Raw genomic sequence first — 12234 nt, 5'->3', positions numbered from 1 at the left:
ACTATATCAAGCAGGGTCGCCTAGCCTCGGAGCCATGACCTCCTACCTGTACTCCGCCGTCCGGACGCCGTTCGGGCGCTTCAACGGCGCCCTCGCGGGCGTGCGGCCCGACGACCTGGCGGCCGGCGTGATCGCCGCGCTGCTGGAGCGGGCGCCCGGCCTGGACCGCGCCGCGGTCGACGAGGTCGTCTGGGGCAACGCCAACGGCGCGGGCGAGGAGAACCGCAACGTCGGCCGGATGGCCGCGCTGCTCGCCGGGCTGCCGACGAGCGTGCCGGGCACGACCGTCAACCGGCTCTGCGGCTCCAGCCTGGACGCCGCGATGATCGCCTCCCGCGCGGTCGAGACCGGCGACGCCGACGTCGTCCTCGCGGGCGGCGTCGAGTCGATGACCCGCGCCCCCTGGGTGCTGCCGAAGCCCGCCAAGGGCTTCCCCGCCGGCGACCTCACCGCCGTCTCCACCACGCTCGGCTGGCGCCTGGTCAACCCGCGCATGCCGGAGGAGTGGACGGTCTCGCTCGGCGAGGCCAACGAGCGGCTCCAGGAGAAGCACGGCATCTCCCGCGAGCGCCAGGACGCGTTCGCGCTGCGCTCCCACAAGCTGGCCGCCGCCGCCTGGGACGCCGGCTTCTACGACGACCTGGTCGTCCCGACCGAGGGCCTGGCCCGCGACGAGGGCATCCGCGCCGACTCGTCCCTGGACAAGCTCGCGGCCCTCAAGCCGAGCTTCCGCCCCGACGGCACGATCACCGCCGGGAACGCCTCCCCGCTCAGCGACGGCGCGTCCGCGCTGCTGATCGGCTCGGCGGCCGCCGCCGACCGCACCGGCCTGCAGCCGCTCGCCCGCATCGCCGGGCGCGGCGCGTTCGCGCTCGACCCGCAGGACTTCGGCTACGCGCCCGTCGAGGCCGCGAACCGCGCCCTCGCACGAGCCGGGATCGGCTGGGACGCCGTCGGCGCCGTCGAGCTGAACGAGGCGTTCGCCGTCCAGTCGCTCGCCTGCGTGGACGCCTGGGGCGTCGACCCCGAGATCGTCAACACCCGGGGCGGCGCCATCGCGCTCGGCCACCCGCTCGGCGCGAGCGGCGCCCGCGTCCTCGGCACGCTCGCCAAGGTGCTGCGCGAGCGCGGCGAGCGCTGGGGCGTCGCCGCGATCTGCATCGGCGTCGGCCAGGGCCTCGCCGTCGTCCTGGAGAACGTCGAGGCGGCGGCATGAGCCGCGCGCGGGTCCTCGACACGGTCGACGAGGCGGTCGCCGGCATCGAGGACGGCAGCACCGTCCTCGTCGGCGGCTTCGGCTTCGCCGGGATGCCGTTCGACCTCATCGACGGGCTGATCCGGCAGGGCGCGACCGGTCTCACCATCGTGTCCAACAACGCCGGCAACGGCGACGTCGGGCTCGCCGCGCTGCTCAAGGCGGGACGGGTGCGCAAGGTCGTCTGCTCCTTCCCCCGGCAGAGCGACTCCCACGTCTTCGACGGCCTCTACCGCGCCGGGAAGATCGACCTGGAGGTCGTGCCGCAGGGCAACCTGGCCGAGCGGATGCGCGCCGCGGGCGCCGGCATCGGCGCGTTCTACTGCCCGACCGGCGTCGGCACCCCCCTCGCCGAGGGCAAGGAGACCCGCACGATCGACGGGCGCGTCCACGTGCTGGAGTACCCGATCAAGGGCGACGTCGCGCTGATCGCCGCGCACCGCGCCGACGCGCTCGGCAACCTCGTCTACCGCAAGACCGCCCGCAACTTCGGCCCCGTCATGGCGGCGGCCGCGACCACCACGATCGTCCAGGTCGGCGCGGTCGTCCCGGCCGGCGGCCTGGACCCCGAGGCGGTCGTCACGCCCGGCATCTACGTCGACCGCGTCGTGCGCGCCGAGGAGCGGCACTACACCGTCCAGGGAGCGCGCTGACCATGTCCCTCAGTACCGACGAGCTCGCGGCGGTCGTCGCCCGCGACATCCCGGCCGGCTCCTACGTCAACCTCGGCATCGGCCGCCCCACCAAGGTCGCCGACCACCTGCCGGACGGGTCGGGCATCGTGCTGCACACCGAGAACGGCATGCTCAACATGGGCCCCGCCGCGACCGGCGGCGCCGTCGACCCCGACCTCACCAACGCCGGCAAGGTCCCGGTGACCGAGCTGCCCGGCGCGTCCTACTTCCACCACGCCGACTCGTTCGCGATGATGCGCGGCGGCCACCTGGACGTCTGCGTGCTCGGCGCGTTCCAGGTCTCGGCGGCGGGCGACCTCGCGAACTGGCACACCGGCGAGCCCGACGCGATCCCCGCCGTCGGCGGCGCGATGGACCTGGCGATCGGCGCCAAGCAGGTCTTCGTGATGATGACGCTGTTCGACAAGCGGGGCCGCTCCAAGCTGGTCCCCGCATGTACCTACCCGCTGACCGGCGTCGGGTGCGTCAGCCGCGTCTACACCGACGTCGCCGTCATCGACGTCGGCCCGGACGGCGCGGCCGTGCGGGAGACCTTCGGCGTCACGCTGGACGAGCTCCGCGAGCGGCTGCCCGTCCCCGTCGAGGCCGCCTGATATACGACGAGGACCCGGAGCCGACCGTGGCTCCGGGTCCTCGCCCGCTTCCGGGAGTCAGCTGCGGGACTCGGCGAGCGCGTCCGTGCGCGCGGACGCCAGCGGCACGGGCGCGAACATCGGCGGCTCGTCGGCGGGGTCCAGCGCGGTCGGCCCGTAGAGCCAGTCCACGAACGCGTAGTCGTAGGTGTCGCGCTCGCGCAGCAGGACGTTGCGCTGCCGCCGGGGCAGCCCGTCCAGGTGCCACAGCTCGCCCCAGGCGCGCGAGGTGGCGAGCACGCGGCGGCAGTGCTCGGGCCGCACGGCCTGGTAGGCGGCGAGGACGGCGGGCCAGTCCACCGACCCGTCGGCGGCGGTGCGCCGGGCGACGTGCTCGCCGAGCACCCAGCCGTCCTCGATCGCCATGATCGCGCCCTGCGCGATGTACTGCAGCGGGGGATGGGCGGCGTCGCCGAGCAGCGCGACGCTCCCGCTCACCCACGTCATGACCGGGTCGCGGTCGTACATCCGCCACCACTTGTCGCGCCACATGTCGGGCAGGCCGCCGCGCACGAAGTCGCAGGTCCCCTCGAACGCCGCGTCCAGCTCGTCGGGCGTGCCCCAATCGGCGTCGCCGGCGAGCGCCTTCGGCGACTCGAACACCGCGACCTGGTTCAGCAGCTCGCCGCCGCGCAGCCCGTAGTGGACGAGGTGGCAGCCGGGCCCGACGTAGACGACGACCTCGCTGAGGTCGACCGTCGCGGCCCGCCCGGACGCGGTCGGCGTCGTGCCGCGGTAGGCGACGTAGGCGGAGGAGACCGGCGCGTCGTCCACCACCAGCCCGCGCGCCACCGAGTGCAGGCCGTCGGCGGCGATGACGACGCGCGCCTGCTCGGTGCGGCCGTCCGCGAGCGTCACGCGGGCGCCGTCCTCGGTACCGGCGTAGCCCACGACCCGCCGCGAGGTCAGCAGCTCGACGCCGGCGCGCTCGCAGGCCCGCAGCAGCATGGCGTGCAGGTCGCTGCGGTGGATGACCAGGTAGGGGAAGCCGTAGCGGCGCTCCAGGTCGCGCAGGTCCAAGCGGGTCAGCTCGGCGCCGTCGACGGCGTCCCGCATGATCATCGCGTCGGGGACGACGCCGCGGGCCCGCGCCTCGTCCAGCAGGCCGTAGTCGTCGAGGATGCGGGTGCAGTTGGGGGCGAGCTGGATGCCGGCGCCGACCTCGCCGAAGGCGGACGCCTTCTCCAGCAGGCGGACCGCGAGGCCCCGGCGGGCCAGCGCGTACGCCGCGCCGAGCCCGCCGATCCCGCCGCCGACGACGATCACATCAGGGTCGCTCATGCTCTCTTCTCTCCGCACGCGTTCAGAGCCAGGGGCCGAGGGCGGGCGCGTCCGTCAGGGTGTGCGGACGCCCGGCGAGCCAGGCGGCCACCTCGGCGCGCGGGCCGGGCGGCAGCTTGGCGGCGTCCAGGCCCCGCTTGGCGGCGATGTCGGCGACCAGGGCGTCCAGGAAGGCGGGCGGCAGGTCGGCGAACGTCACCCCGCGGTCCAGGTCGACGGCGTGGATGAAGATCTCCCGCGACCGCATCCAGGGGATCTCGGCGGCGGGCACCGCCCGGCCCTGCGCGGTGAGCACCTCCGCCCGCCACCGCTCTTCGGACAGCCCGTCCATGCCGGCCCGCAGCGTCGCGGCGGAGCGCTCCAGCCAGGCGGCGAGCTCGGCGGCGCTCAGGCGCGCGCCGCGCTCGATCCCGGCCGCCCGCTCCTCCGGCGAGGCGTACATCGGCGTCGGCTCGCCGGTCGCGGCCCAGCGCACCAGGTTGCCGAGCGCGTCGGCGTTCGCCGCGACGTGCCCGACGAGGTGCCGGCGGGTCCAGCCGGGGAGCAGCGACGGGGCGTCGTAGTCCTGCTCGGTGAGGCCGGCGGCCGCGTCCAGGAAGCCCCGGGTGCCCTCCTCGGCCCAGCCGAGGGCGTCCGCGAGCGTGCGGGCCATCAGGCGTCCCCGACGATCAGGTTGGTGCAGGCGCCGACGCCCTCGACCTCGGTCACGACGGTCTCGCCGCCGGTCAGGTAGACCTTCGGGTCGCGGGCGTGGCCGACGCCGGCCGGGGTGCCGGTGGCGATGAGGTCGCCGGGCCGCAGCGTGATGATCGTGGAGATGTACTCGACCAGGAAGACCGGGTCGAACAGCAGCGTGCCGGTGTCGTCGGACTGCATGACCTGCCCGTCGACGGTGGTCGTGACCTTGAGGGCGGGGCGGGCGCCGCCGACCTCGTCGGGGGTGACCAGGTAGGGGCCGACCGGCGTCGAGGAGTCCCAGATCTTGCCCTGCGTCCACTCGACCGTGCGGAACTGCCAGTCGCGGACCGACACGTCGTTCATGACGGTGAAGCCCGCGATCGCGGCCTCGGCCCCGGCGCCGTCCGCGCGGCGGACCTCCTTGCCGATCACGACGACGAGCTCCACCTCCCAGTCCAGCGCGCCCGTCTCGGCGGGCTTGACGATGGCGTCGCGCGCGCCCGCGAGGGTGTCGGCGTACTTGGGGAACAGCGTCGGGTAGGACGGCAGCTCCCGCCCCATCTCCTTGATGTGGTTGGAGTAGTTGTGCCCGACGCAGATCACCTTGGACGGGTCCGGCACGACCGGCGCGAAGTCGGCGCCCTCGGCGTCGTAGGTCGTCGTGCCCTCGGCGGCGGCCTTCTCGCGCCAGTCCGGCTCGGCGAGCAGGGCGCCGAGGTCGGGGTAGCCGAGGTCGACGAGGCGGCCGCCGTCGAGGCGGACGGCGCGCGTGCCCTCGCCGGTGCGGATCGTGGCGAGCTTCATCGGGAGTCCTTGGTGGTTCGGTGGAGCCTCAGCGCCTCGAAGACGGGCGCGTCGGAGAAGCGGAACAGGTCGAGGGCGCCGGAGTCGGAGTCGGACGCGCCGGCCTCGGACCGGGCGGAGAACGGCTCCCAGGACGGGACGACGAACAGGTCCCCGCGCGCCACCGTCCAGGTGCGGTCGCCGACCGTCACCGTGCCGGAGCCGTCGAAGACCTGGAAGACGCTCGAACCGGTCTCGCGGACCGGGGCCGTCTCGGCGCCCCGCGCGACGCGGTGGAACTCCGCGCGCAGCGTCGGCAGCACGTCGGCGCCGTCCACGGGGTTGCTGAACCGGACGGCGGCGTGGCCCGGCTCCACCGTCGCGGCGTGGCCCTCCCGCTCCAGCGCGAGCTGGTCGGCGAGGGCGCGGTCGGTGTACTCCCACTTGTAGGAGAGCAGCGGCGAGCCCGGGGCGGTGTGCCGGGCGCCGACGGGGCTGAGGCCCGGGTGGCCCCAGAGCCGCTCGGACCGCGACCGCTCGGGCGTGATGCGCTCGGCGCCCGAGATCCCGTCGCGGCCGAACTCGAAGAACTGCGCCTCGGCCAGGTACTGGAACGGGATGTCGAGCCCGTCGATCCACGCCATCGGCCGGTCGGTGGCGTTGTGGTGGGCGTGCCAGTTCCAGCCCGCCTGCGGCAGGAAGTCGCCCCGGTTCATCGGCACCGGGTCGCCGCCGACGACCGTCCACACGCCCGAGCCCTCCACGACGAAGCGGAAGGCGTGCTGGGTGTGGCGGTGCTCGGGGGCGTCCTCGCCGGGCATCAGGTACTGGATCGCCGCCCACAGCGTCGGCGTCGCGAACGGGCGGCCGCCGAGGCCCGGGTTGGCGAGCGCGATCGCGCGGCGCTCGCCGCCGCGGCCGACCGGGACGAGCCGCCCGGCGCCCTCGGCGAGGCGGACCAGCCGCTCCCACGTCCAGCGGTGGGGCAGGGCGCGCGAGCGCGGGTGCGCCGGCATGAGGTCGCCGATCTCGGTCCACAGCGGGACGAGCAGCTCCGCCTCGAAGCCGCGGTAGAGCTCCTCCAGCTCGGGGGTGACGTCCGGCTGGCCGGGCGCGGCGGTGGCGCGCAGCGTCACGGGGGAGTCCACCGGCGACCCCGCGCGCGCCTCGACGGGTGTACTGGTCATGGCCGCCATCGTGCTGCTTGTACGCTGTGCGGAACAGGAAATTCTTCTCTGCAGAATCGGTGACCCCGGTGGACAAGCCGTTCAAAGTGCCGCCGCCGTACGCGATCGCCAGCGTCGACAACGCCCTGCGCATCGCGACGATGCTGCAACTGGAGGGTCCGCTCACCGTCACCGAGGTCGCGCGGCGGCTCGGCGTCGCCAACTCCACCGCGCACCGGCTGCTCGCGATGCTCGTCTACCGCGACTTCGCCGTCCGCGACGAGGGCCGCGCCTACCGCGTCGGCCCCGTCCTGGAGCTCGCCGCCCACTCCCAGTCCGCCGCAGCGCGGCTGCGCGCCGCCGCGCTGCCGCACCTGCACCGGCTGGTCGAGCTGGTCGGGGAGTCGGCCAACCTCACCGTCCGCACCGGCGCGACCGTCCGCTTCATCGCCAGCGTCGAGTCGCGGCAGGTCCTGCGCGTCGGGTCGCGCGAGGGGATGGTCTTCCCCGCGCACCGCACCACCGCCGGGCTGCTGCTGCTCGCCGAACTGCCGCCCGACCGGCTGGACGCGCTCTACGCCGCCGGCGCCGACCGTCCCGACGACGGCCCCGACCTGGACGCGCTGCGGGCGGACCTCGCGCGGGTGCGCCGCAACGGCTTCGCGGTCAACCAGGGCCGCTCGGAGCGGGGCGTCGTCGCGATCGGCGTCCGCGTCCACACCCCGGACGGGGAGGTCGCGGCCGGCCTGTCGGTGTCGATGCCGAGCGCCCGCTACGAGAAGGAGCGGCTGCCGTCGCTCGTCGCCACGCTGCGGGCGACCGCCGAGGCGCTGGAGCGCGACCTCGCGGGCTGAACCGGCCTCCCACCTGGCACGACACCCGATCGGCATACGTATGAGCCGGACTCTTGACGTCATGTAAATCAATGTGACACCGTGCTCGGCAACAGGGGGTGATCCCGCTCACAGGACCTTGCTCCGGCCGCGCGCCTGTGAGCACGGGACCGCGCCCCGGAAGAACAAGGAGTCCCAACATGGCCCAGAGGCCGTTGTCCGGCGCGCGTGCGCCGGGCTACACCCCAACGGTGATCGCCGGCTGTTCCGCGGTGCTGCTGGCCCAGGTGGCGTACTCGCTGCCCGGCGCCCTGAACGGAACCTTCCAGCAGGAGTTCTCGACCACCGGGTCGCAGCTCACCTGGATCACCGCGGCGTTCGCCATCCCGATGGTGGTGCTGGAACTGACCACCGGCGTGATCGGCGACCTGTTCGGCCGCAAGCGGCTGCTCCAGGCCGGCGCGGCCCTCACCGTCGCCGGCGCGCTGGTCTGCTGCCTCGCTCGCAGCGTCGAGGTGATGTGGGCCGGCCAGGTCGTCGCCGGCCTCGGCGCCGCGATCCTCTACCCGATCTCGCTGGCGCTGATCGCCGCCGTCGCCACCGACGAGGAGGGCCGGGCGCGGTCCATCGCGCTCTGGGCGGGCTTCCTGTCCATCGGCGCCGCGATCTCCCCGCTGCTCGGCGGCGCCTTCGCCGAGAACGGCAGCTGGCGCGGCGCCTACGCCGTCGTCATCGCCGCCGCCGTGCTCTCCTTCGTGCTCACCTTCCGGGCGACCGACTCCAAGGCCCCCGAGGGCCGCCGGCTCGACGTCCCCGGCCAGCTCACCCTCGCCCTCGGCCTCGTCGCGCTGCTGTTCGCCGCCACCCAGGGCTCGGAGAGCGGCTTCGCCCGCCCCGAGATCATCGGCGCGTTCGCCGCCGGGATCGTCCTGCTCGCCGCCTTCGTCGCGATCGAGCTGCGCACCGGCGTGCCCCTGCTGAACCTGCACCTGTTCGCCAACCGCGCCTACGCCGTCGTCGCGGCCGCCACCGTCGTCGGCATGTTCGCCTTCCTGGCGATCTGCTACTCGATGAGCATCTGGCTCGGCGCCGTCCAGCACCAGAGCGCGCTGCGCATCGGCGTCCTGTTCCTGTTCATCCAGGGCCCGGCCTTCCTGCTCGTGCCGGTCGTGTCCCGCCTCATCCGCACCGTGTCGCCCCGCTGGGTGCTGTCCGCCGGGTTCGCCCTCATGGCCGTCGCCGGCCTCTGGTGCTCGACCTTCGACGTCGCCGACATGAGCTGGACCCGCTTCATCCCGCCGATGCTCGCCCTCGGCGCCGGCTTCGCGCTGACCGTCGGCTCCATCACCGCCGTCGCGATCAACACCGTCCCGGTCCGCCTCGCCGGCATGGCGAGCGCCACCACGAACCTGCTCCGCGACTTCGGCTTCGCCCTCGGCCCCGTCCTCATCGCCGCCCTGGCGATCGGCCGGGCCAACGACACCGTGCACGCCGGCCTCGGCGCGGCCCTCGGCGCGTCCGGCCTCGCGCACCCCTACTCCGACGTCGCCGGCGGCATCGCCCACGAGGGCGGCGCCATGGCCCTCAACTCGATGCCCGTCGTGCCGGGCGCGGGCCCGTCCCCCCAGCCCGTCCCGATGCCGCAGCAGCTCCACGCGCTGGCCTTCGACGCGCTCGGCAGCGCCTACAACACCGCCTTCCTCGTCGCCGGAATCTGCGCCGCCGCCGCGGGCGCCCTCACCCTCGTCGGCCTGTTCGGCCGCGACGAGGCCACGGCCGAGGTCGACGACACCGGCGACCTGGTCGCCGCCTGACCGCCGCGGGCCCCGCCCGTCCGGGCGGGGCCCGCTCCCGCTCACCCCGCCGGGAACTCCCGGACCCACCGCCGCTGCCACGGCGTCTCCACGGCCCGCGGCCGGTAGTGCTCCCGCGCCCAGCCGACAGCGTCCTTGGGAGCGACCCCGCCGAGGACGGCCAGGCAGGCGATCACCGTCCCCGTCCGCCCGATCCCGCCCCCGCAGGCGACCTCCACGGCCGCGCCGTCCAAAGCCCGCTCGTGCAGGCCGCGGATCTGCCGGACGGCCTCGTCCCGGTCCCGGGGCACCCGGAAGTCCGGCCACTCCAGCCACACATGCGGCCACCGCAGCGCGCCCTCATGCCGCCGCACGAACCGCCCGGCCCCCAGGTAGAGCCCGAACTCGGGCTCGGGACCCTCCGGCCAGGGCCGGTTCAGCCCCCGCCCCCGCACCCAGGCCCCGTCCGGAAGGAGCAGGCCGCCCGGCAGCGGTGCGCCGTCCCGCTCGTCCACCACGCCTCCACTCGATGATCATGAATTTCGCTCCGGAGGCTAAAGGAAACCCCTTCCCTGTTGGACAGATGAACCTAGCGGGAAATAAGCCCGCGGGTGACGGAGCGGCCACTTCCCGGCCGTCCTTCCCCTTCACGACACGAGGCCATCGGGGGAGACCGGGCATGAAGAGCAGAAGCGCGCTGCGTCCGTTCGCGGTGCTGTCGGCGGTGATGCTGGCGCTCACCTGCGTCCAGCCCGCCGCACGGGCGGACGTCGAACCCGGAGCGGCCTCGGCGCGGCGCGCCGGGTTCTTCACCGACGCCCAGCTCACCGGGCTCGGCTCCGGGCAGACCGTCACCACCGCCTACGACGCCCCCGCCTCCCTGGACCCCCGCGCCGGCTACCCGGCCGCCCTGCCCGCCGGCTCCACCGGCCACGGCGGCGTCTACGCCGGGACCATCCAGATCACCGACCAGGGGACGGGCGGGACCGCCCTCGTCTACTGCATCGACCTGCACACCACGACGACGTTCGGCGTGAACTACGAACTCGGCACCTGGAACCAGGCCAACGTCCCGAACAACGGCTACGTCGGCTACATCCTCCAGCACTACTTCCCGGGCACCGGCGAGCCGTCGTCGGCCCCCGACGACGCCTCCCGCGCGGCGGCCGTCCAGCTCGCCATCTGGTTCCTCACCGACAAGCTCGTCCTGGCGCCCGACGACCCCCGCTACGCCGCCGTCTCGGCGATCGTGGCGGACGCCCTGAAGAACGGCCCCGCCAAGGAGCCGGTCACGCCCCAGCTCTCGGTCACGCCGGCCACCATGCGGGCGCCGTCGACCGGCGGCGTCGTCGGCCCCTTCACCGTCACCGGCAACGGCCCGGCCACCCTCACGCCCCAGAACGTCACCGTCTACGCGGACGCCGCCGGCCGCCGCCGCCTCGCCCCCGGCGACGTCGTCCAGCCCGGCGCCAAGCTGTGGGTGAGCAGCGACGGGCCCGGCGCCACCCAGGGCTTCGTCCTCGAACGGACCGTCGACGTCGCCGCGAGCGCCGTCTACCTCTACGACGGCGGCAACCCCGGCCTGGAGAAGGCGCAGAAGCTGATCCTGGCCGAAAAGGAGAGGCTCACCGAACGCGCCGGCGCCCTCATCACCCGCTACGACGCGGGCACCCTGAACATCGACAAGAACGTCCAGGGCAGCGGCGCGGGGCTGCAGGGCGCCATCACCCTCCAGATCGCCTGCACCGACCCGGACCGCCACGTCACTCGCTACACCCGCACGCTCCGCGCCGGCGCGCGTTCCGGCCACCGCACCCTGAGCGTCACCGGAATCGTCGCCGGCAGCACCTGCGCCGTCACCGAACCCGCCGACGGCGAGAACGGCCGCGTCGCGCCGCGCGCCGCCGTCATCGAGCCCGCCCAGGTCACCATCCCGACCGACGACACCGTCAAGGTCGCGGTCACCGACACCTACGACCGCGCGACCGGCGGCGTCCGCATCACCAAGACGATCCGCGGCACCGGCGCGGGCCACCAGGGCCGCATCACCGTCGAACTCCGCTGCGCCGGCGTCAACCGCCGCTTCCACCTCGCCGCCGGGAGCCCGCGCGGCACCCACCCGGTCGCCGAGATCACCGGCCTGCCCGCCGGGACCGCCTGCACCGTCACCGAGCCGGACCGGGGCGAGAACCGCAAGGTCCACCTCGACCGCGTCCGCATCCGGCCCGCCACCGTCACCGTCCTCAAGGGCACCACCCGCGAGGTGCGGCTGACCGACGTCTACACCCGCGTCCCCGGCCCCGTGAAGTAGCCCACGCGTAAGGGGGCGGCGCCCGAACGGACGCCGCCCCACCGATCAGGACGGGCCGGTGCCGGCGCGGAACGGCTGGATACGGATATGGCCCCTGTCGCCGGGGGTGCCGAACGTCCAAGGCACCTTGAGCTTCACCGTGTCGTCGGGCGGGATCACCGTCAGCAGCCGCGGCGCGTGCACGTACGCCGCCTCCGCCGGGGTGCGCGGCGCCGTCCAGTCGATCCCGGCCCACGCGCTCGCGCCGGGCCGCAGCGTCACCCTCGTCGCGGGACCGCCGACGCGCTCGCTGCTGCCCAGCATCAGCCCGCCGTCCGCATCGGCGAACGCGACCCCGGGATAGCCCCTCACGTAGCAGCTCGCCGCCCCCACGTTGACGACCACCACGGCCGACGAGGCCGCCCCGGCCGCCTGATCGAGCCCGCCCAGCCGCGCCCGCAGCACGTCCGCCGTGCACCGCTCCGCACCGGCCGCCCGCTGCTGGGTGCTCCCCGGCGACTCCCGCGCCTCCACCGGCGCACCCGCGCCGCCCGAAGACGTCCCCGCATCCGCGCGGCACCCCGTGAGCGCCGCCACCAGCACGACCCCGAGGGCCGCGCCCCCCATCACATTCAGCTTCACGCGATCTTGGACGCACCTCCCGCCCGAACGGATCACAAGATCTTCAGCCATCTTGCAGCGAACCCCCAGATTCCCGGACCCGGACGAACCCGGCGCCGGGCCACGGGCACCAGCAGCTCGACCTGACCGCGACGGAGCTCCTCGACGAATGGCCGGCCGGCCCGTTCAGGCGTCGGGGTAGGCGCG

General features: G+C 74.5%; 12 protein-coding genes. 6 read left to right on the top strand and 6 right to left on the bottom strand.

The window, feature by feature from the left end; genetic code table 11:
* Positions 1-34: 34 nt before the first annotated feature.
* The 3 genes from K1Y72_RS17180 to K1Y72_RS17170 are packed head-to-tail and all read left to right on the top strand — an operon-like array spanning position 35 to position 2543.
* Positions 35-1216, top strand: coding sequence for a thiolase family protein (locus K1Y72_RS17180; RefSeq protein ID WP_220167354.1), 1182 nt, complete (start codon positions 35-37; stop codon positions 1214-1216).
* Positions 1213-1908, top strand: a complete 696-nt coding sequence (locus tag K1Y72_RS17175; protein WP_220167353.1) for a 3-oxoacid CoA-transferase subunit A — start codon at positions 1213-1215, stop codon at positions 1906-1908. The genes K1Y72_RS17180 and K1Y72_RS17175 overlap by 4 nt, the downstream gene beginning before the upstream one ends.
* A 2-nt stretch (positions 1909-1910) precedes the next feature.
* Entirely contained in the window at positions 1911-2543 is a 633-nt protein-coding gene (locus K1Y72_RS17170; protein WP_220167352.1) for a 3-oxoacid CoA-transferase subunit B, read from the top strand.
* 57 nt (positions 2544-2600) lie between these two features.
* Here the strand turns inward: K1Y72_RS17170 and K1Y72_RS17165 are convergent, their stop codons facing one another.
* Genes K1Y72_RS17165 through K1Y72_RS17150 form a run of 4 tightly spaced genes read right to left on the bottom strand, consistent with a single transcriptional unit; the run spans position 2601 to position 6511 of the window.
* Positions 2601-3863: an FAD-dependent oxidoreductase gene (locus tag K1Y72_RS17165; protein ID WP_258572580.1), complete on the bottom strand. Its 1263-nt coding sequence runs from the start codon at positions 3861-3863 to the stop codon at positions 2601-2603.
* A 22-nt stretch (positions 3864-3885) separates the two neighbouring features.
* Positions 3886-4515, bottom strand: a complete 630-nt coding sequence (locus K1Y72_RS17160) for a maleylpyruvate isomerase family mycothiol-dependent enzyme (RefSeq protein ID WP_220167351.1) — start codon at positions 4513-4515, stop codon at positions 3886-3888.
* The gene (locus tag K1Y72_RS17155) at positions 4515-5345 is read right to left on the bottom strand and encodes a fumarylacetoacetate hydrolase family protein (protein ID WP_220167350.1); all 831 of its coding nucleotides are present in this window, start codon (positions 5343-5345) and stop codon (positions 4515-4517) included. Before K1Y72_RS17155 ends, K1Y72_RS17160 begins: the two co-directional genes overlap by 1 nt.
* Positions 5342-6511: a cupin domain-containing protein gene (locus K1Y72_RS17150; protein ID WP_220167349.1), complete on the bottom strand. Its 1170-nt coding sequence runs from the start codon at positions 6509-6511 to the stop codon at positions 5342-5344. Before K1Y72_RS17150 ends, K1Y72_RS17155 begins: the two co-directional genes overlap by 4 nt.
* Positions 6512-6579: 68 nt before the next feature.
* On the opposite strand from K1Y72_RS17150, the gene K1Y72_RS17145 reads away from it, so the two are divergent.
* Both K1Y72_RS17145 and K1Y72_RS17140 read left to right on the top strand, forming a co-directional pair.
* Positions 6580-7344, top strand: coding sequence for an IclR family transcriptional regulator (locus K1Y72_RS17145; RefSeq protein WP_308287114.1), 765 nt, complete (start codon positions 6580-6582; stop codon positions 7342-7344).
* 179 nt (positions 7345-7523) lie between these two features.
* A complete protein-coding gene (locus K1Y72_RS17140) occupies positions 7524-9137 on the top strand; it encodes an MFS transporter (protein ID WP_220167348.1) in 1614 nt (537 codons plus the stop codon).
* A 41-nt stretch (positions 9138-9178) separates the two neighbouring features.
* Here the strand turns inward: K1Y72_RS17140 and K1Y72_RS17135 are convergent, their stop codons facing one another.
* A complete protein-coding gene (locus tag K1Y72_RS17135; RefSeq protein ID WP_220167347.1) occupies positions 9179-9631 on the bottom strand; it encodes a protein-tyrosine phosphatase family protein in 453 nt (150 codons plus the stop codon).
* A 164-nt stretch (positions 9632-9795) separates the two neighbouring features.
* Here K1Y72_RS17135 and K1Y72_RS17130 point away from each other — a divergent pair, with 164 nt between their 5' ends.
* Complete coding sequence (locus tag K1Y72_RS17130) at positions 9796-11427, top strand: thioester domain-containing protein (RefSeq protein ID WP_220167346.1); 1632 nt, start codon at positions 9796-9798, stop codon at positions 11425-11427.
* A gap of 45 nt (positions 11428-11472) precedes the next feature.
* Here K1Y72_RS17130 and K1Y72_RS17125 read toward each other — a convergent pair whose 3' ends face one another.
* The gene (locus K1Y72_RS17125) at positions 11473-12048 is read right to left on the bottom strand and encodes a DUF4232 domain-containing protein (protein ID WP_220167345.1); all 576 of its coding nucleotides are present in this window, start codon (positions 12046-12048) and stop codon (positions 11473-11475) included.
* Positions 12049-12234 lie beyond the last annotated feature (186 nt).

The organism is Actinomadura parmotrematis, from assembly GCF_019458805.1.
GTDB lineage: Bacteria > Actinomycetota > Actinomycetes > Streptosporangiales > Streptosporangiaceae > Spirillospora > Spirillospora parmotrematis.
The sequence above is the reverse complement of the archived record's forward strand: the minus strand, read 5'-3'. Positions and strand labels throughout refer to the sequence as shown.

Bases quoted from the DNA above. Each gene is read 5' to 3' on its own strand.
- K1Y72_RS17180 (WP_220167354.1), top strand. From the start codon at position 35: ATGACCTCCTACCTGTACTCCGCCGTCCGGACGCCGTTCGGGCGCTTC.
- K1Y72_RS17175 (WP_220167353.1), top strand. From the start codon at position 1,213: ATGAGCCGCGCGCGGGTCCTCGACACGGTCGACGAGGCGGTCGCCGGC.
- K1Y72_RS17170 (WP_220167352.1), top strand. From the start codon at position 1,911: ATGTCCCTCAGTACCGACGAGCTCGCGGCGGTCGTCGCCCGCGACATC.
- K1Y72_RS17165 (WP_258572580.1), bottom strand. From the start codon at position 3,863: ATGAGCGACCCTGATGTGATCGTCGTCGGCGGCGGGATCGGCGGGCTC.
- K1Y72_RS17160 (WP_220167351.1), bottom strand. From the start codon at position 4,515: ATGGCCCGCACGCTCGCGGACGCCCTCGGCTGGGCCGAGGAGGGCACC.
- K1Y72_RS17155 (WP_220167350.1), bottom strand. From the start codon at position 5,345: ATGAAGCTCGCCACGATCCGCACCGGCGAGGGCACGCGCGCCGTCCGC.
- K1Y72_RS17150 (WP_220167349.1), bottom strand. From the start codon at position 6,511: ATGACCAGTACACCCGTCGAGGCGCGCGCGGGGTCGCCGGTGGACTCC.
- K1Y72_RS17140 (WP_220167348.1), top strand. From the start codon at position 7,524: ATGGCCCAGAGGCCGTTGTCCGGCGCGCGTGCGCCGGGCTACACCCCA.
- K1Y72_RS17130 (WP_220167346.1), top strand. From the start codon at position 9,796: ATGAAGAGCAGAAGCGCGCTGCGTCCGTTCGCGGTGCTGTCGGCGGTG.